This window comes from Comamonas testosteroni (genome assembly GCF_014076415.1).
GTDB lineage: Bacteria > Pseudomonadota > Gammaproteobacteria > Burkholderiales > Burkholderiaceae_C > Comamonas > Comamonas testosteroni_F.
In genome coordinates, this window is record NZ_CP043568.1 from 308,740 (window position 1) to 332,852 (window position 24,113).

General features: G+C 65.2%; 20 protein-coding genes. 14 read left to right on the forward strand and 6 right to left on the reverse strand.

Annotated features, from left to right (window positions below; all coding sequences use genetic code 11):
- The first annotated feature begins 243 nt into the window (after nt 1–243).
- Nucleotides 244–1,782 carry an acetyl-CoA hydrolase/transferase family protein gene (locus F0P97_RS01340; RefSeq protein ID WP_182285334.1) on the forward strand — a complete coding sequence of 513 codons (1,539 nt, stop codon included), beginning with the start codon at nt 244–246 and terminating at the stop codon, nt 1,780–1,782.
- A gap of 233 nt (nt 1,783–2,015) precedes the next feature.
- Here F0P97_RS01340 and F0P97_RS01345 read toward each other — a convergent pair whose 3' ends face one another.
- Entirely contained in the window at nt 2,016–2,798 is a 783-nt protein-coding gene (locus tag F0P97_RS01345; RefSeq protein ID WP_182285335.1) for an IclR family transcriptional regulator, read from the reverse strand.
- 93 nt (nt 2,799–2,891) lie between these two features.
- Here F0P97_RS01345 and F0P97_RS01350 point away from each other — a divergent pair, with 93 nt between their 5' ends.
- From F0P97_RS01350 to F0P97_RS01370, 5 genes are all read left to right on the forward strand, one after another.
- On the forward strand, nt 2,892–3,692 hold the full coding sequence (locus F0P97_RS01350) for an enoyl-CoA hydratase (RefSeq protein WP_182285336.1): 801 nt from the start codon (nt 2,892–2,894) through the stop codon (nt 3,690–3,692).
- A 3-nt stretch (nt 3,693–3,695) separates the two neighbouring features.
- A complete protein-coding gene (locus F0P97_RS01355; RefSeq protein WP_182285337.1) occupies nt 3,696–5,819 on the forward strand; it encodes an acetate--CoA ligase family protein in 2,124 nt (707 codons plus the stop codon).
- 32 nt (nt 5,820–5,851) lie between these two features.
- On the forward strand, nt 5,852–6,820 hold the full coding sequence (locus F0P97_RS01360) for a tripartite tricarboxylate transporter substrate binding protein (protein ID WP_182285338.1): 969 nt from the start codon (nt 5,852–5,854) through the stop codon (nt 6,818–6,820).
- 129 nt (nt 6,821–6,949) lie between these two features.
- Nucleotides 6,950–8,149, forward strand: a complete 1,200-nt coding sequence (locus F0P97_RS01365) for an acyl-CoA dehydrogenase family protein (RefSeq protein ID WP_182285339.1) — start codon at nt 6,950–6,952, stop codon at nt 8,147–8,149.
- 4 nt (nt 8,150–8,153) lie between these two features.
- On the forward strand, nt 8,154–9,182 hold the full coding sequence (locus F0P97_RS01370) for an acyl-CoA dehydrogenase family protein (RefSeq protein WP_182285340.1): 1,029 nt from the start codon (nt 8,154–8,156) through the stop codon (nt 9,180–9,182).
- A 2-nt stretch (nt 9,183–9,184) separates the two neighbouring features.
- Here the strand turns inward: F0P97_RS01370 and garD are convergent, their stop codons facing one another.
- From garD to F0P97_RS01385, 3 genes are all read right to left on the reverse strand, one after another.
- Complete coding sequence (garD, locus tag F0P97_RS01375) at nt 9,185–10,750, reverse strand: galactarate dehydratase (RefSeq protein WP_182285341.1); 1,566 nt, start codon at nt 10,748–10,750, stop codon at nt 9,185–9,187.
- 176 nt (nt 10,751–10,926) lie between these two features.
- Entirely contained in the window at nt 10,927–11,928 is a 1,002-nt protein-coding gene (locus F0P97_RS01380) for a Bug family tripartite tricarboxylate transporter substrate binding protein (RefSeq protein WP_182285342.1), read from the reverse strand.
- Between the two features lie 118 nt (nt 11,929–12,046).
- Nucleotides 12,047–13,342 carry a glucarate dehydratase family protein gene (locus F0P97_RS01385; RefSeq protein WP_182285343.1) on the reverse strand — a complete coding sequence of 432 codons (1,296 nt, stop codon included), beginning with the start codon at nt 13,340–13,342 and terminating at the stop codon, nt 12,047–12,049.
- Between the two features lie 143 nt (nt 13,343–13,485).
- Here F0P97_RS01385 and F0P97_RS01390 point away from each other — a divergent pair, with 143 nt between their 5' ends.
- The 7 genes from F0P97_RS01390 (at nt 13,486) to F0P97_RS01420 (ending at nt 21,787) form a co-directional block, all read left to right on the forward strand.
- A complete protein-coding gene (locus tag F0P97_RS01390; RefSeq protein WP_182287067.1) occupies nt 13,486–14,241 on the forward strand; it encodes a FadR/GntR family transcriptional regulator in 756 nt (251 codons plus the stop codon).
- A gap of 295 nt (nt 14,242–14,536) precedes the next feature.
- Nucleotides 14,537–15,514: a Bug family tripartite tricarboxylate transporter substrate binding protein gene (locus F0P97_RS01395; protein ID WP_063662772.1), complete on the forward strand. Its 978-nt coding sequence runs from the start codon at nt 14,537–14,539 to the stop codon at nt 15,512–15,514.
- A gap of 40 nt (nt 15,515–15,554) precedes the next feature.
- Nucleotides 15,555–16,466, forward strand: a complete 912-nt coding sequence (kdgD, locus tag F0P97_RS01400; protein WP_182285344.1) for a 5-dehydro-4-deoxyglucarate dehydratase — start codon at nt 15,555–15,557, stop codon at nt 16,464–16,466.
- Between the two features lie 56 nt (nt 16,467–16,522).
- Entirely contained in the window at nt 16,523–17,482 is a 960-nt protein-coding gene (locus F0P97_RS01405; RefSeq protein ID WP_182285345.1) for a Bug family tripartite tricarboxylate transporter substrate binding protein, read from the forward strand.
- Between the two features lie 294 nt (nt 17,483–17,776).
- On the forward strand, nt 17,777–18,742 hold the full coding sequence (locus tag F0P97_RS01410; protein ID WP_182285346.1) for a 2-hydroxyacid dehydrogenase: 966 nt from the start codon (nt 17,777–17,779) through the stop codon (nt 18,740–18,742).
- 48 nt (nt 18,743–18,790) lie between these two features.
- Nucleotides 18,791–20,128, forward strand: coding sequence for an enolase C-terminal domain-like protein (locus F0P97_RS01415; protein WP_182285347.1), 1,338 nt, complete (start codon nt 18,791–18,793; stop codon nt 20,126–20,128).
- 210 nt (nt 20,129–20,338) lie between these two features.
- On the forward strand, nt 20,339–21,787 hold the full coding sequence (locus F0P97_RS01420; protein ID WP_182285348.1) for an aldehyde dehydrogenase family protein: 1,449 nt from the start codon (nt 20,339–20,341) through the stop codon (nt 21,785–21,787).
- Nucleotides 21,788–21,896: 109 nt separating this feature from the next.
- Here F0P97_RS01420 and F0P97_RS01425 read toward each other — a convergent pair whose 3' ends face one another.
- Both F0P97_RS01425 and F0P97_RS01430 read right to left on the reverse strand, forming a co-directional pair.
- Complete coding sequence (locus F0P97_RS01425) at nt 21,897–22,592, reverse strand: LrgB family protein (RefSeq protein WP_182285349.1); 696 nt, start codon at nt 22,590–22,592, stop codon at nt 21,897–21,899.
- Between the two features lie 3 nt (nt 22,593–22,595).
- Nucleotides 22,596–23,072, reverse strand: coding sequence for a CidA/LrgA family protein (locus F0P97_RS01430; protein ID WP_003070342.1), 477 nt, complete (start codon nt 23,070–23,072; stop codon nt 22,596–22,598).
- Nucleotides 23,073–23,149: 77 nt separating this feature from the next.
- Here F0P97_RS01430 and F0P97_RS01435 point away from each other — a divergent pair, with 77 nt between their 5' ends.
- Nucleotides 23,150–24,064 (forward strand): LysR family transcriptional regulator, encoded by a 915-nt coding sequence (locus F0P97_RS01435; protein WP_182285350.1) that lies wholly within the window; start codon nt 23,150–23,152, stop codon nt 24,062–24,064.
- The last annotated feature ends 49 nt before the right edge of the window (nt 24,065–24,113 follow it).

Consider the following 24,113-nt stretch of genomic DNA (forward strand, 5'->3'; position numbering starts at 1 on the left):
ATTTCAGCGGTTTTAAGTTTTCATCCTTTATCCGTTGAGCGATGAATGCTCACTTTTTTGAGTTATGCATCCAATTTCGTGGGCTTCTTTCAAGAAAGCACATCGGGGTTTTCTCTAGTCAACTACGCTTGGCGACTCTCTGTGTGTCGTAGTTCAATCCGGGTTTGCACCAGTCAAAGTGCAACTCTTTAACTACAAAAAACTATCCCGCTTCACGAAAGCTGGCGAGACGAGACACATTTCATGAAGACTTCCTTCACCACCGCTTCTCCTGCAGATCGCGTGCTTTGCCCTGTCTTGCGCGAACGCATCATGACGGCGGATCAGGCCGCCGACCTGATTCAATCCGGCATGACACTGGGTATGAGCGGCTTCACTCCCGCTGGCGCACCCAAGGCCGTGCCTCAGGCACTGGCACGCCGGATCGAAGCGCAGAACGCCAGTGGCGGAAACTTCCGCATCAGTCTATGGACGGGAGCTTCGACCTCACCAGAACTCGATGGCGCACTGGCCAAGGTGCATGGCATCGAACGCCGTCTGCCCTATCAGTCGGACCCCACGGTGCGCAAGGAGATCAACGAGGGACGCATGCAGTATGTGGACATCCACCTCTCGCATGTGGCACAGCACGTGTGGTTCGGCTTCCTCGGCCATCTTGACGTGGCGGTGATCGAGGTGGCGGGTGTTTTGCCCGATGGCCGACTGATTCCATCGACCTCGGTGGGCAACAACAAGACCTGGCTGGAGCAGGCCGACAAGATCATTCTCGAAGTCAACAGCGCCCAGCCTGCCGAGCTCGAGGGCATGCACGACATTTACTACGGTGCAGCCGTGCCTCCAAAGCGCAAGCCCATACCCATGGAGCATCCGTTCGACCGGATTGGCGAGCCTTATCTGCATTGCGATATGAGCAAGGTGATTGCCGTGGTACCAACGGCCCAGCGTGACAGGTTGGCCGCGTTCACGGCACCCGATGAGGGCTCCATGCGCATTGCCGAGAACATCATCGACTTTTTGCAGCACGAGGTGAAAGTGGGCCGCCTGCCGCCCGAGTTGCTGCCGCTGCAGTCGGGCGTTGGCAATATCGCCAACGCCGTGCTGGCGGGGCTGAACAACGGCCCGTTCGACCATCTGAACGCCTATACCGAGGTGCTCCAGGACGGCATGCTGGACATGCTGGAGTCGGGCAAGCTCGATACCGCATCGACCACCTCGCTGGCGCTGAGCCCTGCGGCCATGGAACGCTTTCTGGCCAACATCGACTATTACCGTCAGCGCATCATGCTGCGCCCGCAGGAGATATCGAACCACCCCGAGCTGATCCGTCGCATGGGTTTGATTTCGATGAACGCGCTGATAGAAGCCGATATGTACGGCAACGTCAACAGCACGCATGTCATGGGCTCGTCCATCATGAACGGCATTGGCGGCAGCGGCGACTTTGCGCGCAACGCCTATCTGTCGATCTTCATGACACCTTCCACGGCCAAGGACGGCAAGATCAGCTGCATCGTGCCCATGGTCTCCCATGTCGATCACACCGAGCATGACGTGCAGGTCATCGTGACCGAGCAAGGCCTAGCCGATCTGCGCGGCCTGGCACCGGTACAGCGCGCACGTCTGATCATCGAGAAATGCGTGCACCCCGACTACAAGGTGGCGATGAGCGAGTATCTGGAGCGCGCGCTGCGCGATGCACCGGGCAAGCACACGCCACATTTGCTCGATCAGGCTTATGCCTGGCATCAGCGCTATCTGAAGACGGGCTCCATGCAGGCCTGAGGGAGCATGCGCAAACCAGAAACGCTGCCATGGCAGCGTTTCTGGTGATTCTGTCTGAGCCCTTGTGATTGCTTCGCGAAGCGCTCTGGATTCGAGAGCGTTCTTGAGGTGAGGGCAGTCCCGCCTTTGGCGGCACGGCCTTCGCGGCCGGCCTGACTCTCACACACTCCCCTGAACGCAGACGCCGGCGAAATCCCAAGTCGCCAGACCTCGCAGCATGGCGCGGGCGCGGTTCAGCGCCTTGCCGCGCGCGCCTTCTGCGCCACCGACACCGATGCCAGCTCCGCCTTCAGCAGCGCGGCCAGCTCGCGCTTGCGCGCCGCCGGCAGGCGCGGCGTGATGGCGCCGAAGCTGATGGCCGCCAGCGTGGTGGCCGAGGCCGCAAAGGTCTGGCCCACGCCGCAGACGCCCACAGTGATCGTGTCCTCTATGTCCGCATGGCCCGCGGCGCGCGTGCGCTGCACGGCGCGGCGCAGCTGCGTGCGCGTGAAGCCGGCCTGCGCGTACTCGGCCGCGTGGCGCTCGAAGATACGGTCGTTCTCCTCGTCGCCCAGCGCCGCCATCAGCGCCAGGCCGCCCGCGCCCACGCCTAGCAGGCGGCGCCCGCCCACATCGGTGGTGAACACCTTGACCGGAAAGTGCCCTTCCTCGCGGTGCAGGCACAGGCAGTAGTCGCCCTGGCGTATCACCAGGAACACAGTGTCGCCCGACATGCGCGCGAGCTTGTGCATCAGCGGCCGGTACGAATCCACCAGCGGCACGCGCCGCATGGAGGAGAAGCCCAGTTGCATGGCGTCTATGCCCAGCCGGTAGGACCTTGTCTCGGGATCGCGCTCGGCGAACTGCTCCTCGACCAGGCATGACAGCAGCCGGTGCACGGTGGAGCGCTCCAGCCCCGAGGCCTGCATGGCCTGGGTCAGCGTGATGCCCGCTTCATGGTGCTCGGCCAGCAGCCGCAGCAGGTTCAGCGAGCGGCGCAGGCTTTGTGCGCCGGCGGTTCCGGTTGCTTTGTCCATATTGTGGGAAAAACTCAAAGTTTGTTTTGCAATGCAGGAAACCATGAGTCTAGACTGAATCACAACCTGCAAACGGACTACCGGAGACAAGGCATGGCCTACGAAACCCTCGCCCTAGAAAACCATGGCGCGGTGCGCCGCATCCTGCTGGCGCGTCCCGCCCAGCGCAATGCCCAGAGCCAGCAGATGCTGGACGAGCTGGCCGTCGCCCTGGACGAGGCCCAGGGCGACACCCAGGTGAACGTGGTGGTGATCGGCGGCCAGGGCGAGCACTTCTCGGCCGGCCACGACCTCAAGCAGGCCCAGGCCGAGCGCGCCAATTTCACGGTGGAGGAGCGTTGGGCCTACGAGGAGCTGCGCTACTTCGACTACTCGCTGAAGATCTGGGACTTTCCCAAGCCCACCATCGCCCAGGTGCAGGGCGCCTGCGTGGCCGGCGGCTTCATGATCGCCAACATGTGCGACCTGGTGGTGGCCAGCGAGTCGGCCTACTTCTCCGACCCGGTGGGCCACACGCTGGGCGCGGCCGCCACCGAGGTGCTGATCCATCCCTGGGTGATGGGCGCGCGCAAGGCCAAGGAGCTGTTGTTCACCGGTGCCAGGCTGAGCGCCCAGGAGGCAAGGGAGATCGGCATGGTCAACCGCGTGGTGGCAGATGCTGACCTGGCCGACGCCGCGCTGGCCCTGGCCCAGCAGATCGCCAAGGCGCCGCCCTTCGGCCTCAAGCTCATCAAGCGCTCCATCAATCGCTCGCTGGACGCGCAGGGCCTGCGCACGGCGCTGGCGGCGCACTTCGACACCCACCAGCTCTCGCACCTGTCCGAAGGCTTTCTCACGGCACGCGACCGTGGCCTGGCCAACGCCATCCAGAAGAACCCTGAAAAGAACGCCTGACCCATGCTCGCACCCGTGCAATCCACCCACCGCCTCGAGCCCCTGCTCAACCCCGCGTCCATCGCCATCGTCGGCGCCAGCAACAACGCCGCACGCATAGGCGGCATGCCGATCGCCCATCTCACGAAATTCGGCTACCAGGGCAGGATCTACCCCATCAATCCCAAGTACGAGGAAGTCTTCGGCCAGCGCTGCTACGCCGACCTCGAATCACTGCCCGAGGCGCCCGACCTGGTGGTGCTGGCGATCGCCGCAGCCGATGTCACTCCCATGCTCAAGCGCTGCCACGCCAGGGGCGTGCGTGCCGTCATCGTCTACGCCGCCGGTTTTGCCGAGGAAGGCGCGAAGGGCCAGGCCTTGCAGGACGAGCTCGAGGCCTACGTGGCGACCACCGGCATGGTGGTGGCCGGCCCCAACCTGATGGGCTTTGCCAACCTCAACCGCCAGGTGCACACCAGTTTCGCATCGGTGTTCAACACCGCGCCCATGCAGGGCGGCAGCGGCGCGGTGAGCCTGCTCACCCAAAGCGGCAATGTCTGCGCCGCCGTGTATGCGATCGCGCGCCGCCTGGGCGTGGAGTTCAGCCACTTCATCAACACCGGCAACGAGGCCTGCGTGGACTTCGCCCAGTACCTGGAATATCTGGCGCAGGACGCCGGCACCGAGGTCTGCATGGGCTACATCGAGGAGCTGCGCGACGGCCCGCGCTTCATAGCCGCGGCCCAGGCCTTTGCGCAGCAGGACAAGCTGCTCGTCCTCTACAAGGCCGGCGAGACCGACAAGGGCTCGGAGGCCGTGCGCTCGCACACCTCGGCGCTGGCCGGCGACCAGCAGATCTACAGGGCGGCCTTCCGTCAGCTCGACATCATCCAGAGCAGCGACTTCGTGCAGATGGCGCAGCTCGCCAACCTCGCGCAGTACCGCCAGCGCAGCGCCGGCAGGCGCGTGGCCATCATCACCATCTCGGGCGCGCTGGGCGCCATCCTGGCCGACAAGTTCTTGCTGCAGGGCCTGGACGTGCCCACGCTGCCCCAGCAACTGCAGGATGTGCTGCGCGCCGGCATTCCCGACTATGGCATGGTCAGCAACCCGGTGGACGTGACCGGCAACGCGGTGAACGACCCCGGCTTCGTGCGCACCGCGATGGAGGCGCTGGCGCAAAGCGATGCGATCGACGCCGTGGTGGTCTATGCGCCTGGCTACATGCTCGACCGGATGGCCGATGACCTGTGCGCCGTGGCGCAGCAGTACCCGCGCCTGTTCGTCGCCATCGACACCGGCGCCGCGCAAAAGCGCGAGCAGCTGCGCAGTGGCGGCGTGCCGGTGTTCGAGGACATCGGCGTGGCAGTGTCGGCGCTGTCGCCCTTTTTGCTGTGGCAGGAGCGCCGCAAGCACAACCGCTGGCTGGGCGTGCGCCGCGAGGCTGCGCCGGCGCCATCTGCACGCTGCACGCTGCCCGCGGTGCTGGATGAGCATCGCTGCAAGCAGTGGCTGGCCGCGTTCGGCGTGACCAGCGTGGCCGAGCGCGTTGCAACGACTGCGGACGAGGCCGTGCAGGCCGCAGAGGCGCTGGGCTACCCGGTGGTGCTGAAGGTGCTGTCCGCCGACATCACGCACAAGACCGAGGCCGGCGGCGTGAAGCTGCGCCTGGGCTCGGCGGCCGAGGTGCGCACGGCCTTCGACGAGGTCATGGCTTCGGCGCGCCGCCATGCGCCCGACGCGCACATCGAAGGCGCGCTGGTGCAGAAGATGGAAACCGGCATTGCCGAGCTGATCCTCGGCGCCACGCGCGACCCGGTCTTCGGCATGACGCTGACCGTGGGCCTGGGCGGCGTGCTCACCGAGATCTACCAGGACGTGAGCCACCGCATGCTGCCCGTCGATGAGGCCATGGCGCGCGAGATGCTGGGCGAGCTCAAGGCCTTTGCGCTGCTCGACGGCTTTCGCGGCAAGCCCAGAGGCGATGTGGACGCGGCCTGCCGCGCCATCGCGGGCTTTTCGCGCGCAGTGCTGTCGCTGCAGGAGCAGGCCGGCGAGATGGAGGTGAACCCGCTGCTCGTCAAGCCCGTGGGCGAAGGCGTGTGCGCGCTCGATGCGCTGGTGATTCCGGCACCGGCCCAGGCCTGACGCATCCGATTTTTCAGAGAAGGAGACAAACCATGTTCAAGAAGCTGATCTCGGCCGTTGCCGTTGTCGTTGCCGTTGTCGCCTGCGGCGTGGCGCAGGCGCAGACCTACCCCAGCAGGCCCGTCACCATCGTCGTGCCGTTCTCGCCTGGTGGCGCCACCGACATCATGGCGCGCTCGCTGGCCGAGCGCATGGCCACCCGGCTGGGCCAGCCGGTGATCGTCGAGAACAAGCCCGGCGCGGGCACGGTGATCGCCTCCGACTACGTGGCGCGCGCCACGCCCGACGGCCACACGCTGCTGCTGGCGGCCTCTTCGCTGGGCATCGCACCGGCGTTGTACAGAAAGGTGGGCTACGACCCGATCAAGGACTTCACGCCGGTGACACAGGTCGCCTCGGTGGTGCACGTGCTCGAAGTGCACCCCAGCGTGCCGGCGAACAACGTGGCCGAGCTGGTCGCCTGGCTCAAGGCCAACCCGTCCAAGGGCAGCTACGGCTCGGTGGGCGCCGGCACCTCCACGCACCTGGAGTCCGAGCTGTTCAAGACCATGGCCGGCGCCCCCATGGAGCACGTGCCCTACAAGGGCAGCGCCCCGGCGCTGATGGACCTGGTGGGCAGCAACATCAATGTGATGTTCGACGCCTACGCCTCGTCCAAGCCTTTCATCATCGACAGGAAGGTACGCCTGCTGGCGGTGACCACGGCCAGGCGTTCCAAGCTGCTGCCGGACACCCCCACCGTCGCCGAGTCGGGCCTGCCCGGCTACGAGGCCATGCCCTGGCTGGGCCTGGTGGCGCCAGCGGACACGCCCGCACCGGTGGTGGGCAAGCTGTACACGACGCTGCAGGACATTCTCAAGGAGCAGGCCATCCAGGAGAAGTTCGCCTCGCTGGGGCTGGAGATCATCGGCAACAAGCCCGAGGAGTTTGCAGCCTTCCTCAAGAACGACATCACCAAGTGGAACAAGGTGGTCAAGGAATCCGGCGCCAAGGTGGATTGAACCACATCCATTTTGATAGCTTCCAGCGCTTGCCATACAGCGTATTCAAAGGGAAAACCATTTGAACTCCTTTGAAGGTGGGCGCCATATGCTCTCTTTTTTGCAAACTCCCATACAAGGAAAGCCTCCATGCAAGTGGGCTATTCGGCGGAAGACGAAGCCTTCCGCCTGACCGTGCGCGAGTGGTTCGAAACCGAGTATCCGCGCTTCCAGGCCGCATGGACCCAAGACCATGGCGAGCCCGATTCCAACGACCTTGCCTGGCGCCGCGCCTGGGAAGACCATGTCAGCCGCGCCGGCTGGGCGGGCCTGGGCTGGCCAGAACAGTATGGCGGCAGGAACCTGCCGCTCACGCGCCAGGCCATCTTCCACGAAGAGCAGGCCCGCATCGGTGCGCCGCTGGGTGTGAACATCATCGGCCACGGCATCCTCGGCCCCACGCTGATCCACTTTGCCAGCGAGGCGCAGAAGCAGCGCTTTCTGCCCGGCATCCTGGCCAACCGCGACATCTGGTGCCAGGGCTATTCCGAGCCCGCAGCGGGCTCGGACCTCGCGGCACTCACTACGCGCGCCGAGCGCCGGGGCGACCACTACCGGCTCAACGGCCACAAGATCTGGACCTCGTTCGCTCACATCGCAGACTACTGTTTCGTGCTGGCGCGCACCGATGCCACGGCCCAGCGCCACAAGGGCATCAGCTTCCTGCTGGTCGACATGAAGCTGCCCGGCGTGCGCGTATCGCCCATCCGCCAGATCACCGGCGAGGCTGACTTCAACGAAGTCTTCTTCGAGGACGTGAAGGTCCCGCTGGACGCCCTGGTCGGCGAGGAAAACGGCGGCTGGCGCCTGGCCATGGCGGCGGCCAGCTTCGAGCGCGGCACCTACTTCATCCCGCGCCAGGTGCGCTTTGCGCAGGAGGTCGAGGCGCTCAAGCAACTGGCTGCGAAAACGCAGGACGACAGCGGCACAAGCATGCTGGACAGCCCGCACCTGCGCCGCGACATCGCGCGCCTGGCAGTGGACAGCCATGTGCTCCAACTCAAGTCCTGGCGCGCACTGACCCATGCGCTGCGCGGTGGCCCACCCGGGCCCGAGGGCTCGGCCACCAAGCTGCACTGGAGCGAATCGCACCAGAAGCTGCTCACGCTGGCCACCGAGCTCCTGGGCGAGCGCGCGCTGGCCGGGCCCTCGCCCCAAGGTACCGACAGGGCCGCGGTCGCTTGGGTGCGCGACGCGCTGTGGACGCGCGCCGAAACCATTCTCGCCGGCACCTCCGAGGTGCAGCGCAACATCCTGGCCGAGCAGATGTTGAAACTACCGAAGGGCTGAATCCATGGACTTCGCACTCAACGCAGAGCAGCAGATGCTGCACGAATCGGCCACGCGTTTCTTCGCCGACCACCACCCGCCGGCCCGCGCCCGGCAGGCCCTTTCCTGGAGCGACGCAGCGCAGCAGCAACTGTGGCGCGACATGGCCGAGATGGGTTGGATGAGCCTGCTGGGCTCCGAGGAACAAGGCGGCCTGGGACTGGGCTTGACCGAGGCCCACCTGATCGCCGAAGCCGCCGGCACGCAGTTGCTGAACCTGCCCTGGGCCTCCAGCGCTGTGCTGCTGCCGCTGTGGCTGCGGGCCGCGCCGGATGACGCGCCGGCGCTGCGCGAGCTGGCCCGATCTGCGGCCGCTGGCGAACGAGCCGTACACTGCGTGTCAGCGCGTGACCGGATCTGGGACCATGCGGGGCAATGCACCGACCTCGTGGTGGTGCGCGGGCTCGAAGACGAAGGCCAGCCGCTGGAATGGTCTGTGCTGCCCTGGACGCCGGCCGATGTCCAGGCTGGCCTGGACCCGACGCTCACACAAGCTCCTGCCGTGGTGCCATCCACTGTCTGCTGGCAGGCGTTGGCCGTGCCTGCTGAAGCCCGCGCCCATGCACGCGCGGCCTGGCGGCTGATGAAGTGCGCCGAGCTTATCGGCCTGGCGCAGGCCGCGCTGGCGCTGGGCAGCGGCCATGCCATCGAGCGCGTGCAGTTCGGCAAGCCCATCGGCAGCTACCAGGCCATCAAGCACCAGCTCGCGAATGCCTGGATGGCCGTGGACAACGCACGCCTGGCCGCGCTCTATGCCGGCGCGGCGCTGGACGGCCATCTGCCCGATGCGCGCTTTGCCTGCGCCGCGGCCGAATACACCGCCATCGAGGGCGCGCTGCAGGCCACGCGCACCGTCATCCAGGTCTGCGGTGGCATGGGCTTCACCTGGGAGCACGACGCCCACCTGTACCTCAAGCGCGCCCAGCACCTGGCCGCGCGCCTGGGCGGTGCCTCGCGGGCGCTGACGCGGGTGGAGGAGCTGGTGCTGGCCTGAGATCAGGTCACCGGAGCCGGGTTGAACAGCACCAGTGCGTTATGCAACTGCCAATGCTCGGCCCAGGTCTTTTTGCGGCCGCTGGCGACATCGAGCATCAGCCTGAACATTTCCCAGCCAATGTCTTCGATCGTGGCCTCGCCGTCGGCGATGCGTCCGGCGTTGATATCCATCAGATCGTGCCAGCGCCGCGCCAGGTCGCTACGCGTGGCCACCTTGATTACCGGCACCTGTGCCAGGCCGTAAGGCGTGCCGCGGCCCGTGGTGAAGACATGCAGGTTCATACCCGCTGCCAGCTGCAGCGTGCCGCAGATGAAGTCGCTGGCCGGCGTGGCCGCATAGACCAGGCCCTGGCTGATGTCGCGATCGGCCAGCCGCTGACCCGGCGACAGCACGCCGGTGATGGGGGCCGTGCCGCTCTTGATGATGGAGCCCATGGCCTTTTCGACAATGTTCGACAATCCGCCTTTTTTATTGCCGGGCGTGGTGTTGGCGCTGCGGTCCGCCTTGCCCTTGTCGAGATAGGCGTCATACCAGGCCATTTCTTCGATCATGGCTTCGGCCACTTCGGGGCTTGCCGCACGTGAGGTGAGCTGGTCGATGCCGTCGCGCACCTCGGTCACCTCGCTGAACATCACGGTGGCGCCCGCGCGCACCAGCAGGTCGGTACAAAAGCCCACGGCTGGGTTGGCCGTGACGCCGCTGAAGGCGTCGCTGCCCCCGCATTGCACGCCCACGACCAGGGCGCTGGCAGGCACGGTCTCGCGGCGGCGGGCGTCGAGGCGGCACAGATGCTGCTCGGCCTGGCGCATGATGGAGTCGATCATGGACATAAAGCCCACATGGGCCTCGTCCTGCAGACAGACCACGTCCAGTTCAGGTTCACGCTCGTCGACGATGGGAAAGCTGCCCGGCGGCAGCAGGCGCTCGGGTTGCAGCTTTTCACAGCCCAGGCTGACCACCATGACCTCGCCGCCGAAGTTCGGGTTGCGGCTGATATTGCGCAGCGTGCGCTGCGGGATCTCGGCACCCACGGCATCGATGGCCACGCCGCAGCCATAGCTGTGCTCCAGGCCCACCACGTCGTCCACATGGGGGTAGCGGGGCAGCAGCTCGGACTTGATGCGGCGCACGGCAAAGTCGAGCACCCCGGCCACGCATTGCACCGTGGTGGTGATGGCCAGGATGTTGCGCGTGCCCACGGTGCCGTCCGCATTGCGGTAACCCTCGAAGGTATAGCCTGCCAGCGGCTCCAGCGCGGGCGGCTTGACGGTGGCGATGGGCAGGCCCTGCAGCGAGCGAGCCTCGGGCATCTGCAACAAGCGCTCGTGTACCCAGCTGCCGGCGGCAATGGGCTTGAGCGCATAGCCGATGATCACGTTGTAGCGCCGCACCTCGCCGCCCTCGGGAATGTCCACCAGCGCCACCTTGTGCGCCTGCGGCACCTTGTCGAGCAGCATGAGGCCGGACGGCAGCACGGTGCCCGCAGGCAGCCCGCCGTCGTTGGCAACAATGGCCACGTTGTCGGCCGGATGCATGCTGATGGAAAGCGGAAGTGGGGTACTCATGACAATGTCTCAATTTTCTAGAGGGCCAGCACGGCTACGGCACAGCCTGAGCAAACGGCGCAGCCCAAGGCGAGGGACACCGAGCAAGGGCCGCCCCGCAGCGATGGTGTCGTCCCCCTCCCTTGCGAAGCAAGTTAGAGAGGGGGAAGCCGCGAAGCGGCTCAGGGGGGCTTTACTTACTCAGCCTTTATTCCAGCAGACTTGATCACCTTGGCCCACTTGCTCACCTCGGCCTTCTGATAATCGGCCAGCTCGACGGTGCTCATGTTCGACGGCAGCATGCCGAAGTTCTTGAGGCGGGCCTGGACTTCGGGGGTGGCGACGATCTTCAGGATTTCCGCATGCAGGCGGTCCACGATGGGCTTGGGCGTGCCCGCAGGGGCGAAAACGGCCTGCCAGGAGCCCATGTCGAAACCCTTCTCGCCGGCTTCTGCAATCGTGGGTACATCGGGCAGCGATTCCAGGCGCTTGGAGCTGCTCACAGCGATGGGGCGCAGCTTGCCGGACTGGATGTGGGGGCCGACAACCAGGGCCGTGTCGAACATCATGTCCACCTGTCCCCCCATGACATCCTGCACGGCGGGACCGCTGCCCTTGTAGGGCACATGGGTGAACTTCACGCCGCTCTGGTAGGCCAGCAGTTCCAGCGCCATGTGATTGGAGGTGCCGTTGCCCGGAGAGGCCGAGGTCAGACCGCCCGAGGAGGCCTTGGCCTTGCTGCCGGCCAGCACGTCGGCCAGAGTCTTGTAGGGGCTGGAGGCAGGCACCACCAGCACCAGAGGACCGGAGCCGAGCATGGCGACGGGCGTGAAGGACTTGACGGGGTCGTAGTCCAGCTTGGAGTACAGGCTGACATTGATGGCGTGCGAGCTGATGGTGCCGCCCAGAATGGTGTAGCCGTCGGCCGGGGCACGTGCCGCCAGAGCCGAGCCCACGCTGCCGCCGGCGCCGCCCTTGTTCTCGATGACCACGGGCGTGCCCAGGGCCTTGCTCAGCGGCTGCGCAATCACGCGTGCCAGGGTGTCGGTATTGCCGCCGGGTGGAAACGGAACCAGATAGGTAATGGGCTTGCCCGTGGGCCAGTTGCCCTGTGCGAGCGCGGGTGCGGCGACAAGGGATGCGCCCAGCAGCAGGGCGCTGGCGGCAAGGGGGGATTGAAGCAGGGTGCGGCGTTGCATGATGGTTGTCTCCGGTTGAAAAGCGTCTTTTTGCGCTGTGGAAAAGGGGACGAGTGAACCAGCTCGGCTTGGGCTGGATATGTGCTCTGTGCGGTCTTTTTTGTGCAGGGGCTGGAATTCAGAAGCGCGGTTGCTTTCCGGTGAATTCCGGGTCGTATTTGCGCATCTGTCCAAGGTCGTCGCGGTTGCGAATGCCGCAATGCAGATAGTTGTCGTGCAGTCGGGCCAGGGCCTCGCGGTCCAGGGTTACGCCCAGGCCGGGCGTGGTGGGCACGCGCAGGCTGCCCTGCTCGAACTGCAGGCGGCCGCCTTCGACGACCTCCTCGTCCTGCCATGGATAGTGGGTGTCGCAGGCATAGGTCAGCAAGGGAACGCTGGCGCACAGATGCGTCATGGCCACCAGGCTCACGCCCAGATGGGAGTTGCTGTGCATGGACAGGCCCAGGTCGAAGGTGCGGCACAGCGTGGACAGGCGCTGTGTGGCGCGCAGGCCGCCCCAGTAATGGTGGTCGCTGAGCACGATCTTCACGGGGCAGCCCATGTCGGCATTGCGGCGGAACTCGGCAAAGTCCGTCACCACCATATTCGTGGCCAGGGGCACATCGCACTCGCGTGCCACGGTGGCCATGCCGTCCAGGCCCGGGGCAGGGTCCTCGTAGTACTCGAGCACGCCGCGCAACTGCTGCACGATCTTCAGGCTGGTTTCCACGGTCCAGTTGCCATTCGGGTCAATGCGCAGCGGTGTGCCAGGGAAAGCCTCTGCCAGCGCCAGGATGCCGGCGGCCTCCTGCTCGGGCTGCATCGTGCCGGCCTTGAGCTTGATGCTCTGGAAGCCGTATTGGTCGATCATGCGCCGGGCCTGGGCCACCAACTGGGCCGGCGTCAGGGCCTCGCCCCAGGCGTCGGGTGCATAGGGCTGGCCCACATGCTCGGCGTACTTGTAGAACAGATAGGCCGAGTAGGGCACGCGGTCGCGTGCGGGTCCGCCCAGCAGGTCGACGATAGGTGCCCGGGCCATCTGGCCCTGCAGGTCCAGCATGGCGACCTCGAAGGCGCTGACCACCTTGGCCACGGTCTTGGAGACATGGGTGCCAGGGGCCAGCGAGACCTGCTGACCCAGAAATTCCGAGGCCGTGAGCTTGGGCGGGGTGACCAGGGCAGCGACACGGGCCTCCATTTCATTGAGCGCCCAGGGCGAAAGCCCGACCAGGGCCGGTGCGGCCCTGGCCAGAGCGTCCAGCATGGGCTGGTCGCCATAGCTCTCGTTGATGCCGACCAGGCCGGAAGCAGTCTCGATCTCGATGATGGAGCGCAACGCCCAGGGCTCGTGAATGCCGGCGGCGTTGAGCAGCGGCGGATCACGGAAGGCAATCGGCGTGATGCGGATGTGGCGGATCTGGTGAGAAGTGCTCATCTTGAGATGACTGGTGCGGCGCAGGAGCTGCGGGCCGATGTTGAAATAGGGAGTCTTTGTGGTATGTTGTCGTACAACTGAAAGCCATTATCATCAGGCTCATGAGTACCCAGACATCGGAATTACCCCAATCGACCCCGTCTTTGCCGCTGACGGAGGGGTACGCGCTGCGCAGCAAAACCAGCAAGGGCAGCCGCAGTCTGGCGAATCTGTTGTCCGAGGAGTTCGAGCACAAGATCCGCCAGGGCCTGCTGCATGAGGGCGACAAGCTGCCCACCGAGTCCGAACTCGTGCGCAGCTACGACGTCAGCCGCACCGTGGTGCGCGAGGCGCTGTCCAAATTGCAGGCTGCTGGGCTGGTCGAGACCCGCCACGGCATAGGCACTTTCGTGCTGCCGGCGCGCCAGAGCGCAAGCCCCATGCTCAGCGCGCGCGAGCTGAGCGAGTCCGTCGACGTGCTGGCCGTGCTGGAGCTGCGCATCAGTCTGGAAACCGAGGCGGCCGGTCTGGCAGCCCAGCGCCGCAGCGAAGCCCATCTGCAGGTCATGAGCGAGGCTCTACAGGAGTTCGAACATCATTTCGCCCTGGGGCATGACACTGTCGAGCATGATCTGGCCTTTCATCTGAGCATCGCGCAGGCCACTGGCAACCGGTATTTCCAGGATATCCTGCAGCACTTCGGAACGCTGCTGATTCCGCGCAATCGCATCGCCTCCATGCATACGCCGGCACGCGACCCCGACTATCTGCGTCGTGTGAACCGTGAGCACGAGGAGATCTATGCCGCCATCGCGCGCCAGGATGCCGATTCGGCCCGCGCCGCCATGCGCATCCATCTGACCAACTCGCGGGAGCGTTTGCGCCTGGCCCAGCGCCTGAGCCTGAGCGCCGAGTCCTGAGCCCGCCTGGGCGGGCGCTTGATGGAAGAGCCTGACCGCAGCAAAGCGCGGCGGACTGCCCGCGGCATGCGGCGGTCGCTGTGACCCCGCTGCGCCAAACATATGAAGGTGCTTTAAAAATAATAGCTTGAAGCGCTTTTCGGTATTGAGCTTGAAGCGCATTTAATGGATGAAAGTGGCACGCGCTGAAGTCTGTTCAACAGCGGTGGCCCGTGCTTACCCTTAGAAAAAATCTCTTGGTGTTCAAAAAAACCTAGTTGTATGATGACTGACCACAACAAGGAGACATTTCACCATGGTCCGACGCTCGCACTTTCTGCGCTCTCTGCTGGCCCTGGCGGCAGGCGGTTTGCTGTCGTCCACATTGCTGGCTGCCGATGCCTGGCCGAGCAAGCCCATCCGCCTGGTCGTTCCCTACCCTCCCGGCGGCAGCTCCGACATCATTGCGCGCTCCATCGGGCAGCTGATTTCCCAGGAGCTCAAGCAGACCGTGGTGATCGACAACAAGCCCGGTGCCAATGGCAATCTGGGCGCTGAATTCGTCGCACGTGCACCCGCCGATGGCTATACCTGGCTGCTCTGCGATCTCGGTGCACTGGCCATCTCTCCCTCGATCTATACCAAGCTCAGCTTCGATCCTTCCAAGGCTCTGCGCGGTGCGGCCATGCTGGCCTATTCGCCCCATATGCTGGTGGTGCACCCCTCCGTCCAAGCCAGCAATCTCAAGGAGCTGGTGGAGCTGTCCAAGAAGCAGGACCTGAACTTTGCCGTCACCGCATCGGGCAGTGCTCCCCATCTGGCCGGCGTGGAGCTGGCCCGCATCACCGGCGCCAAATGGGTGTATGTGCCCTACAAGGGCGGCGTGCAGTCGGTGCAGGACACGGTGGCAGGCCAGACTCAGGTGCTGATGAACGGCATGCTGGCCACCTATCCGCATGTGCAAAGCGGCAAGCTCAAGCTGCTGGGCATTTCCAAGAACACCCGCATGCCACTGATTGCCGATGTGCCGACGCTGGCAGAGCAGGGCGCACAGGGTTTTGCCTCGGGCACCTGGCAGGGTGTGGTGCTGCCCGCCAAGACGCCTGAAGCCGTGGTGCAGCGTGTGAACCAGGTGCTGCTCGCTGCCATCCGCTCCACCGAGGTCCGCTCCCGGCTGACCGGTCAGGGGGCCGAGGTCGTCACGATGACGCCCGCCGAAACCGACAAGTTCTTCAACGCCGAACGCGCGCGCTGGCGCGCCGTGGTGCAAGCCGCCCAACTGCAGCTGGATTGAGCTGCCAGATCTTTTTTGCTCCCTCTATTCAAGGATTACCATGACACCCCAAGACCTCAAAGACGTGATGAGTTCCGGCCTGCTGTCCTTCCCCGTGACGGACTTCGATGCCCAGGGCAACTTCAATGCCAAGGGTTATGCCGCGCGCCTTGAATGGCTGGCTCCCTATGGTGCCAGTGCCCTGTTCGCCGCCGGTGGCACGGGCGAATACTTCTCGCTGTATGGCGAGGAATACGGCCAGATCATCAAGACCGCCGTGGATACCTGCTGTGGCAAGGTGCCCATCATCGCCGGCGCCGGCGGTCCCACCCGCAATGCCATCGCCCATGCCCAGGAGGCTGAACGACTGGGTGCCCACGGCATTTTGCTGATGCCTCATTACCTGACCGAAGCCGGCCAGGAAGGCCTGATCGCCCATGTGGAGCAGGTCTGCAGGAGCGTGAAGTTCGGCGTCATCGTCTACAACCGCGACCGCTCTCGCTTCACGCCTGAATCCCTGGCCATCCTGGCCGAACGCTGCCCCAACCTGGTGGGCTTCAAGGACGGTCTGGGCAATATCGAGACCATGTCCTCCATCTTCATGAAGATGGGTGATCGCTTCGCCTATCTGGGCGGCCTGCCCACGGCCGAGGTCTACGCGGCCGCCTACAAGGCTCTGGGCACGCCCGTGTATTCCTCTGCAGTCTTCAACTTCATCCCCAGGACGGCGATGGCGTTCTACGAAGCCGTGCGCACCGATGACCAGGCCACGCAGCACAAGCTGCTCAAGGAGTTCTTCATGCCCTACCTGAAGATCCGCAACCGTGTCGAAGGCTACGGCGTGAGCATCATCAAGGCCGGCGCCAAGCTGGTCGGCCACGATGCCGGTCCCGTGCGCGCTCCCCTGACCGACCTCAAGCCTGCCGAGATGGAAGAACTCAAGGTCCTGATCGACAAGCTCGGCCCCCAGTAAGACCCGATGCAGGGGTCAGGCCAAGAACCGGACCCCGCGTCTTCAGGAGACAACGCATGAAAAAGATACTGATCACGCTGGGCGCCACCCTGGCCCTGGCCGCCCAGGCGGCCGGCAACTTTCCCGACAAGCCCGTGAACATCATCGTGCCGTTCCCGGCTGGCGGCTCCACCGACACAGTGGCGCGTGCGGTGGCCCTGAGCATGGCCGAGCAACTGGGCAAGCCCTTTGTCGTGGAAAACCGTCCTGGAGCCACGGGCACCATCGGTGCGGGAGCCGTCAAGCGCGCCGCAGCCGATGGCTACACCTTGCTGGTGGCTTCGCTGGGCCCTTTTGTGGTGACCCCTCATATGGTGAAGAACGTGCCTTATGACGCCAGCAAGGATTTCGACTACATCACCATCCCCGTGCAGGCTCCCAATGTGCTCGTTGCCAGCCCGACACAAAAGGCCCGCAGCGTGAGCGAGGTGATTGCCGCGCTCAAGGCCAATCCCGGCAAGATCAGTTTTGCAAGCTCCGGCAATGGCTCTTCGGATCATTTGTCGGCCGAGCTGTTCTGGCAGCAAACGGGCACCGAAGCCGTGCATGTGCCCTACAAGGGCGGAGCACCGGCCATCACCGATCTGCTGGGTGGGCAGGTGGATTTTTCCTTCCAGAACGTCAACGCCGTGCTACCTCATCTGCGTAGCGGCAAGCTGCGCGCCATTGCCGTGACCGGCAGCCAGCGCTCGCCCGTGCTGCCCGACGTTCCCACACTGGCCGAGTCCGGCGTCAAGGGGGCCGAGGTCTACTCCTGGCAAGGCATGGCCGCACCCAAGGGCCTGCCGGCCGATGTCAAGGCCAGACTGGCCAAGGCCGCCATTGTCGCCGTGCAGCAGCCCGAAATCCGCAAGCGCTTTGTGGAGCAGGGACTGGAAATCGTGGGCAACACGCCCGAAGAATTCACGCGTTTTCAGGCACAGGAGAACGAGCGCTGGAAGCGACTGATCGAGACCCGAAAAATCACTGCTGATTGACATGAAGCACCCCTTGAGTCGCTTCGCGCCTTCCACCGTGTGCACGGCGCCCTCTCTCGCTTCGCGGGAGGGGGGCGTCCGGGCAACCGGCGACACCCTTGGTGCGGGGCGGCCCTTCCTCGGTGTCCCTGATCTCTGGCCGCGCCAGTTTCGAACGGCCTTTTTTACACAGAGCACGGTGGGCAACTGAGATAGAAATGTGGGTTGGCCTCGGGCCAACTCAGCAGGCCTGCCATCCGGCAGGCCCTTTCCACAGGGGCTTCAGACCCCCGCAAATTCCAAGGAATTCCCGGCATGGCGACCACCCGACCACGCGTTCTTCAATACGGCAAGATGCCGCTGACCCAGCTTGATGCCGAACTGGCTCAGGCCTACGAGGTGAGCATCCTCTCCGAGCAGCCCGATCCCGGGCGCTTTCTTGCCGAGCATGGCGGACAGTTCGAATATGCGGTCACATCGGTCGCCATGGGCCTGCCTGCGGACGTGGTCGATGCTCTGCCCAATCTCAAGTTCGTGAGCTGCTTCGGCGTGGGCTTCGATGCCCTGGACAAGGACGCCCTGCTGCGCCGCGGTGCGCGTGTGGGCTATACGCCCGGCGTTCTCGACGATTGTGTGGCCGACCTGGCTTTTGCCCTGCTGCTGGACGCCACGCGTGGCCTCAGCGAATCCGACCGTTTCGTGCGTCGCGGCGACTGGAGCCAGGGCCGCTTCGGCATCCGCACGCGCGCCAGCGGCAAGCGCCTGGGCATCTTCGGCATGGGCCGCATCGGCAGCGCCGTGGCGCGCCGCGCCTCGGGCTTCGACATGGAAGTGGCCTACCACAACCGCCGCCCCGTTGAAGGCTCGCTCCACCAGTACCTGCCTTCGCTGCTGGAGCTGGCGCGCTGGGCCGACATCCTGGTCATCACTGCCGCCGGCGGCGAAGGCACACGCCACCTGGTGAACGCCGAGGTGCTGGCTGCTCTGGGTCCGCAGGGCTTTCTGGTCAATGTGGCACGTGGCAGCGTGGTCGACGAAGCCGCCCTGGCCGATGCCCTGGAGAGCAAGCGCATCGCCGGCGCCGGCCTGGACGTGTTCGAGGACGAGCCCCGCCCTCTGCCCGCCCTGCTGGCCCTGGACAACGTGGTGCTGGCCCCCCACATCGCCAGCGGTACCCACGAAACCCGCAGCGCCATGGCCGACCTGGTTCTGCTGAATCTGCAGCAGTTCATCGCCACGGGCCGGCCTGCGGCAGAAGTGCCCTGGTCTGCTGCGCAGTGATCGCCCTGTGATCCCCTTTTTTCTCCGCGTCTGTTGAAGAGCCTTTCTATGTCCACTACCCCGACCATCACCGCCATCGAAGTCATTCCCGTCGCTGGCCGCGACGGCATGCTCATGAATCTCAGTGGCGCCCATGCGCCTTACTTCACCCGCAACATCGTGCTGCTGCACGACAGCGCGGGCCACACGGGGGTGGGCGAGGTGCCGGGCGGCGAAGGCATTCGCCAGGCGCTGGAGGACAGCAAGCAGGTGTTGATTGGCCGCTCCATCGGCCAACACCTGCAGCTGCTGCAAGAGGTGCAGAAATCCCTCGACGGCCGTGACACCGGCGGCCGCGGCCTGCAGACCTTTGATCTGCGCATCGGCGTGCACGCCGTGACCGCCATCGAATCCGCCCTGCTGGATCTGATGGGTCAGCACCTGGGCGTGCCCGTGGCCGCCCTGCTGGGCGAAGGCCAGCAGCGCGATCGCGTGGAAATGCTGGGTTACCTGTTCTTCGTGGGCCCCAGCGACAAGACCGGCATGGACTACGTCAAGGCCGGCGAAGACAAGCTGGGCACGGATGACTGGACCCAGGTGCGCCACATGACGGCCATGACGCCCGAGACCATCGTGCGCCAGGCCGAAGCCGCCTACGCGCGCTACGGTTTCAACGACTTCAAGCTCAAGGGCGGCGTGCTGGCCGGCGAGCAGGAGGTCGAGGCCGTGACAGCCCTGGCGAAACGCTTCCCCGACGCCCGCGTCACCCTGGACCCCAACGGCGGCTGGCTGCTCAAGGACGCCATCCGCCTGATGCGCGACATGCGCGGTGTGCTGGCCTATGCCGAAGACCCCTGCGGCGCCGAAGGAGGCTTCTCGGGCCGCGAAGTCATGGCCGAGTTCCGCCGTGCCACGGGGCTGCCCACGGCCACCAACATGGTCGCCACCGACTGGCGCCAGATGGTGCACGCCCTGTCGCTGCAGTCCGTGGACATCCCCCTGGCCGACCCCCATTTCTGGACCATGGCCGGCTCGGTGCGCGTGGGCCAGACCTGCCGCGACTGGGGGCTGACCTGGGGTTCGCACTCCAACAACCACTTCGACATCTCGCTGGCCATGTTCACCCACGTGGCCGCCGCCGTCCCCGGCAAGGTCACGGCCATCGACACGCACTGGATCTGGCAGGACGGCCAGTACCTCACGCAGAACCCGCTGCAGATCAAGAGCGGTTTTGTGGAAGTACCCAAGACCCCAGGCCTGGGCGTGACCGTGGACCGCGCCGCGCTGCAGCGCGCCAACGCCCTGTACCTGGAACACGGCCTGGGCGCGCGTGACGACGCCATTGCCATGCAGCACCTGATTCCCGGCTGGAAGTTCGACAACAAGCGGCCCTGCATGGTGAGGTAGAGCACCCCCTGAGGCGCTACGCGCCTTCCCCCCGTGGCACGGCGCCTCTCTACTCGCTTCGCGAGGGAGGGGGGCGACACCCTCGGTGCGGGGCGGCGCGGCCGGCTTAGGCCCTTCCTCGGTGTCCCTCGTTTTGGGCCGCGCCAGTTGCGCAGGCCTCGCCCTTATCGCAGCCCTCTTCAGTCAGCTCTTTTTCTTACGGAGTACCCCATGTCCCGCTACGACAACCTCATCAACGGCCAATGGACGGCCGCCATCAGCTACAGCACCAACACCAACCCCAGCGACCTGTCAGATGTGATCGGCGAGTACGCCCAGGGCGGTGCATCCGATGTGCAGGCCGCCGTGGCCGCCGCCGCGGCCGCGTTTCCGGCCTGGTCCACCTCGGGCATCCAGGCGCGCTCCGATGCCCTGGACAAGATCGGTACGGAAATCCTGGCGCGCAAGGCCGAACTCGGCGAGCTGCTGGCCCGCGAAGAAGGCAAGACCCTGCCCGAAGCCATTGGCGAAGTCGGCCGCGCCGGTCAGATCTTCAAGTTCTTTGCCGGCGAGTGCCTGCGCCTCACTGGCGAGACCGTGCCTTCGGTGCGCCCCGGCATCGGTGTGGAGATCACGCGCGAGCCCATCGGCGTGGTCGGCCTGATCACGCCCTGGAACTTCCCCATCGCCATCCCGGCCTGGAAGATCGCTCCGGCCCTGGCTTTTGGCAACTGCGTGGTCCTGAAGCCCGCCGATCTGGTGCCCGGCAGCGCCTGGGCCCTGGCCGACATCATCCACCGCTCGGGCATCCCCGCCGGCGTGTTCAACCTGGTCATGGGCCCGGGCCGCGTGATCGGCGAAGCCCTGGTGAATCATGCCGATGTGGCGGCCATCAGCTTCACGGGTTCGACGGGCGTGGGCCGCGGCATTGCCGAAGCCTGCGTCAAAAGCGGCAAGAAGGTGCAGCTGGAGATGGGCGGCAAGAACCCCCAGATCGTGCTGGACGATGCCGACCTCGCCCAGGCCGTGGAGCTGTCGGCCCAGAGCGGCTTCTACTCCACCGGCCAGCGCTGCACGGCATCGAGTCGCCTCATCGTCACCGACAAGATCTACCCGGCCTTCATCGAAGCCCTGCAGGCGCGCATGGCGCGCATCAAGGTCGGCGATGCACGCGCCGCCGGCACCGACATGGGGCCCGTGGTCAGCCAGGCCCAGCTGGAGCAGGATCTGAGCTATGTGGAAATCGCCAAGGCCGAAGGCGCGCGCCTGGCCGCTGGCGGCATCCGCGTCGCCTGCCACACGGGCAGCGGCAAGGACGGCTTCTACATGGCGCCCACGCTGTTCGTGGACACCGAAGCCGGCATGCGCATCAACCGCGAAGAAGTCTTCGGCCCCGTGGCCAGCGTGATCCGCGTCAAGGACTACGAAGAGGCCCTGGCCATGTCCAACGACACGCCGTTCGGCCTGTCGGCCGGCATTGCCACAACCAGCCTCAAGTACGCCACCCACTTCAAGCGCCACAGCCAGGCCGGCATGGTCATGGTCAACCTGCCTACGGCGGGGGTGGACTACCACGTGCCGTTTGGCGGTCGCAAGGGCAGCAGCTACGGCCCGCGCGAGCAGGGCCGCCATGCCCAGGAGTTCTACACCACGGTGAAGACGGCCTATACGCTGGCCTGAGCGCGGCCCTGAAGGACTCTCCGGTTTGCTGCTTCTCCTTGCCGGGCCTTGTGCCCGGCTTTTTGATGGTGCCGCAGCGCCTGCAACGTCTGCGTTGCAAGCTATGGCTTCAGAAGAAGATCACACGTACCCAGGGAGCTGCCAGCACGTTCACGGCGCCAGCAATCATCATCACCAGCGATGCCATCACGGCCTGCACCTCGCCGGCCTGGCGCGCGCGGGCCACTCCGCTGCCATGGGCGGCTCCGCCCCAGCTGGCGCCCGTGGCCAGCTTGCTGCGGATGCGGGGCAGCACACGCAGCACGGTCTCGCCCAGCAGCATGGCACTGACACCGGTCAGCAGCACGAACAGCGCCGCCAGATCGGTGGGGCCGCCCAGCACTTTCTCGGCCTCGATTGCAAACGGTGTCGTGATGCTGCGCACGGCCAGGCCTTTTTGCAGCGCCTCGGACAGGCCGAACATATCGGCAAACGCAATGGTGGTGGAGATGGAGACCAGGCTGGCCACGACCACGCCGGTGGCTATCGACATCCAGTGCTTGCGCAGCAGCTTGCGGTTCTCGTACAGAGGCAGAGCAAATGCCACCGTAGTGGGGCCCAGCAGCCAGACCAGCCAGTGGGTCTGGGCAATGTACTGCGGGTAGCTGACATGGGTCAGCAGCGACAGACCGATCAGCACCATGGGGGTGGCGACTATGGGCATCAGCAGCGGGTGGGGATGCTTGCGATACAGGCGCTTGTTGACCCCGTAACAGGCCACGGTGGCCAGCAGCGACAGCAGGCCGATGACTTCATTCGACAGCATGGCTTAGTCCTCGTTCAGGGCAGCGGCATCGCGGCTGGACTTGCGCCTTGCCAGCCACAACTCGAAGCGATAGACACGATCGACCGCCAGCGCGGTCACAGCCATCACGCAGGCTGTGCTGGCCACGATGACGGCCAGAATGCGCAAGCCCTGGTGGCGGATCAGATCGGGGTATTCGGTGACCACCAGCATGGCGGGCACGAAGAACAGCAGCATCTCTGCCAGCAGCCAGTTGGTGCCGCCTTGCAGCCAGCGTGCTTTGACCAGGCCCGAAAAAAGGCCCACGGCCAGCAGGCCGAAACCGATCAGACCGGCCGGCATGCTCCAGCCGAAATGCTGGCGCAGCACATCCATGGCAATCCAGATGGCGCTGAGCAGGCACACTTGCAGCACGGCCTTGAGCAGTTGCCAGAGTGTCTGGGCAAAAGAATGGCTGTCGCCCTGGGCGCGAGGAGCGACAGCTTCCGTAATCTGTGACATGGGTGAAATTCTAGGGTTTTCACCTATATTCATAAAATGACTTATTTTCATTTTTTCCATGCGTAAAAGGAATTGTCATGGACTTGCGTGCCCTGCGTTACTTCATTGAGGTCGTGCGCCAGAACGGCTTCACCCGCGCGGCCGAAACCCTGCATGTGACCCAGCCCACCATCAGCAAGATGGTCAAGGCGCTGGAGGACGAATTCGGTGGTCGCCTGTTGCTGCGCGAAGGCCGGGGCGTGCAGCTGACCGACGCAGGTCAGGTGGTCTATGACCGCGGACTGGAGATTCTGGAGCAGGCCCAGCTGCTGCGCCGACAGGTGGCCGAGGTGGATCACATCACGCGCGGCGAGCTGTCCCTTGGCATCATGCCCACCACGGGCCATTACATGGCGCCGGTGATTGCGCTGTTCCAGCAGCGCTATCCGGGTGTGAACCTGCAGGTCAACGAGCAGGGGGCGCGTGCCCAGTACCAGCTGATCCAGGAAGGCAAACTGGACATGGCGCTGGGCCTGTTCGCGGCCCCCGATCCGGCGCTGGAGCGCTACACCGTGGCGCGCCAGAAGACGCGTGTGGTGCTGCCTGCCCAGCAGGTGTCGGACCCAGGTCAGCCCATGCGCTGGAGCGATCTGCGCGACCTGCCGTTTGTGCTCTACACCTCGGACTTTGCGCTGCACGAGCATGTGCTGCAGCAATGCGAGGCAGCGGGCTTCACGCCACAGGTCAAGCTGCAGACGCGCTACTGGGATTTCATAGGCCATCTGGTCGCGGCCCGGGTGGGCGTGGCCGTGATGTTCGAGCATGTCATCGCCCGCTATGACCCGCAGCGCGTGGCCAGCCGCCCCCTGGTGGAGCCCGAGATCCCCTGGGATGTGGCGCTGATGTGGCGGCCCGGCTATCTGTCGCGTGCGGCCCAGGCCTGGCTCAACTGCGTGCGTGAGGTGTATCCACAGCCGCTCCTCGGTGCTGCGTTCCCGGATTTTCAAAACTAATAGCTGTATTCCTATGTCCAGTAAGCGATACAAGGCATTCTGATGCTTG

What these genes read in the sequence shown, in the direction of transcription:
- kdgD (WP_182285344.1), top strand. Translation starts at nt 15,555, where the DNA reads ATGACACCCCAAGACCTCAAAGACGTGATGAGTTCCGGCCTGCTGTCC.
- F0P97_RS01350 (WP_182285336.1), top strand. Translation starts at nt 2,892, where the DNA reads ATGGCCTACGAAACCCTCGCCCTAGAAAACCATGGCGCGGTGCGCCGC.
- F0P97_RS01420 (WP_182285348.1), top strand. Translation starts at nt 20,339, where the DNA reads ATGTCCCGCTACGACAACCTCATCAACGGCCAATGGACGGCCGCCATC.
- F0P97_RS01425 (WP_182285349.1), bottom strand. Translation starts at nt 22,592, where the DNA reads ATGCTGTCGAATGAAGTCATCGGCCTGCTGTCGCTGCTGGCCACCGTG.
- F0P97_RS01365 (WP_182285339.1), top strand. Translation starts at nt 6,950, where the DNA reads ATGCAAGTGGGCTATTCGGCGGAAGACGAAGCCTTCCGCCTGACCGTG.
- F0P97_RS01405 (WP_182285345.1), top strand. Translation starts at nt 16,523, where the DNA reads ATGAAAAAGATACTGATCACGCTGGGCGCCACCCTGGCCCTGGCCGCC.
- F0P97_RS01430 (WP_003070342.1), bottom strand. Translation starts at nt 23,072, where the DNA reads ATGTCACAGATTACGGAAGCTGTCGCTCCTCGCGCCCAGGGCGACAGC.
- F0P97_RS01380 (WP_182285342.1), bottom strand. Translation starts at nt 11,928, where the DNA reads ATGCAACGCCGCACCCTGCTTCAATCCCCCCTTGCCGCCAGCGCCCTG.
- garD (WP_182285341.1), bottom strand. Translation starts at nt 10,750, where the DNA reads ATGAGTACCCCACTTCCGCTTTCCATCAGCATGCATCCGGCCGACAAC.
- F0P97_RS01370 (WP_182285340.1), top strand. Translation starts at nt 8,154, where the DNA reads ATGGACTTCGCACTCAACGCAGAGCAGCAGATGCTGCACGAATCGGCC.
- F0P97_RS01345 (WP_182285335.1), bottom strand. Translation starts at nt 2,798, where the DNA reads ATGGACAAAGCAACCGGAACCGCCGGCGCACAAAGCCTGCGCCGCTCG.
- F0P97_RS01410 (WP_182285346.1), top strand. Translation starts at nt 17,777, where the DNA reads ATGGCGACCACCCGACCACGCGTTCTTCAATACGGCAAGATGCCGCTG.
- F0P97_RS01385 (WP_182285343.1), bottom strand. Translation starts at nt 13,342, where the DNA reads ATGAGCACTTCTCACCAGATCCGCCACATCCGCATCACGCCGATTGCC.
- F0P97_RS01360 (WP_182285338.1), top strand. Translation starts at nt 5,852, where the DNA reads ATGTTCAAGAAGCTGATCTCGGCCGTTGCCGTTGTCGTTGCCGTTGTC.
- F0P97_RS01355 (WP_182285337.1), top strand. Translation starts at nt 3,696, where the DNA reads ATGCTCGCACCCGTGCAATCCACCCACCGCCTCGAGCCCCTGCTCAAC.
- F0P97_RS01395 (WP_063662772.1), top strand. Translation starts at nt 14,537, where the DNA reads ATGGTCCGACGCTCGCACTTTCTGCGCTCTCTGCTGGCCCTGGCGGCA.
- F0P97_RS01415 (WP_182285347.1), top strand. Translation starts at nt 18,791, where the DNA reads ATGTCCACTACCCCGACCATCACCGCCATCGAAGTCATTCCCGTCGCT.
- F0P97_RS01435 (WP_182285350.1), top strand. Translation starts at nt 23,150, where the DNA reads ATGGACTTGCGTGCCCTGCGTTACTTCATTGAGGTCGTGCGCCAGAAC.
- F0P97_RS01340 (WP_182285334.1), top strand. Translation starts at nt 244, where the DNA reads ATGAAGACTTCCTTCACCACCGCTTCTCCTGCAGATCGCGTGCTTTGC.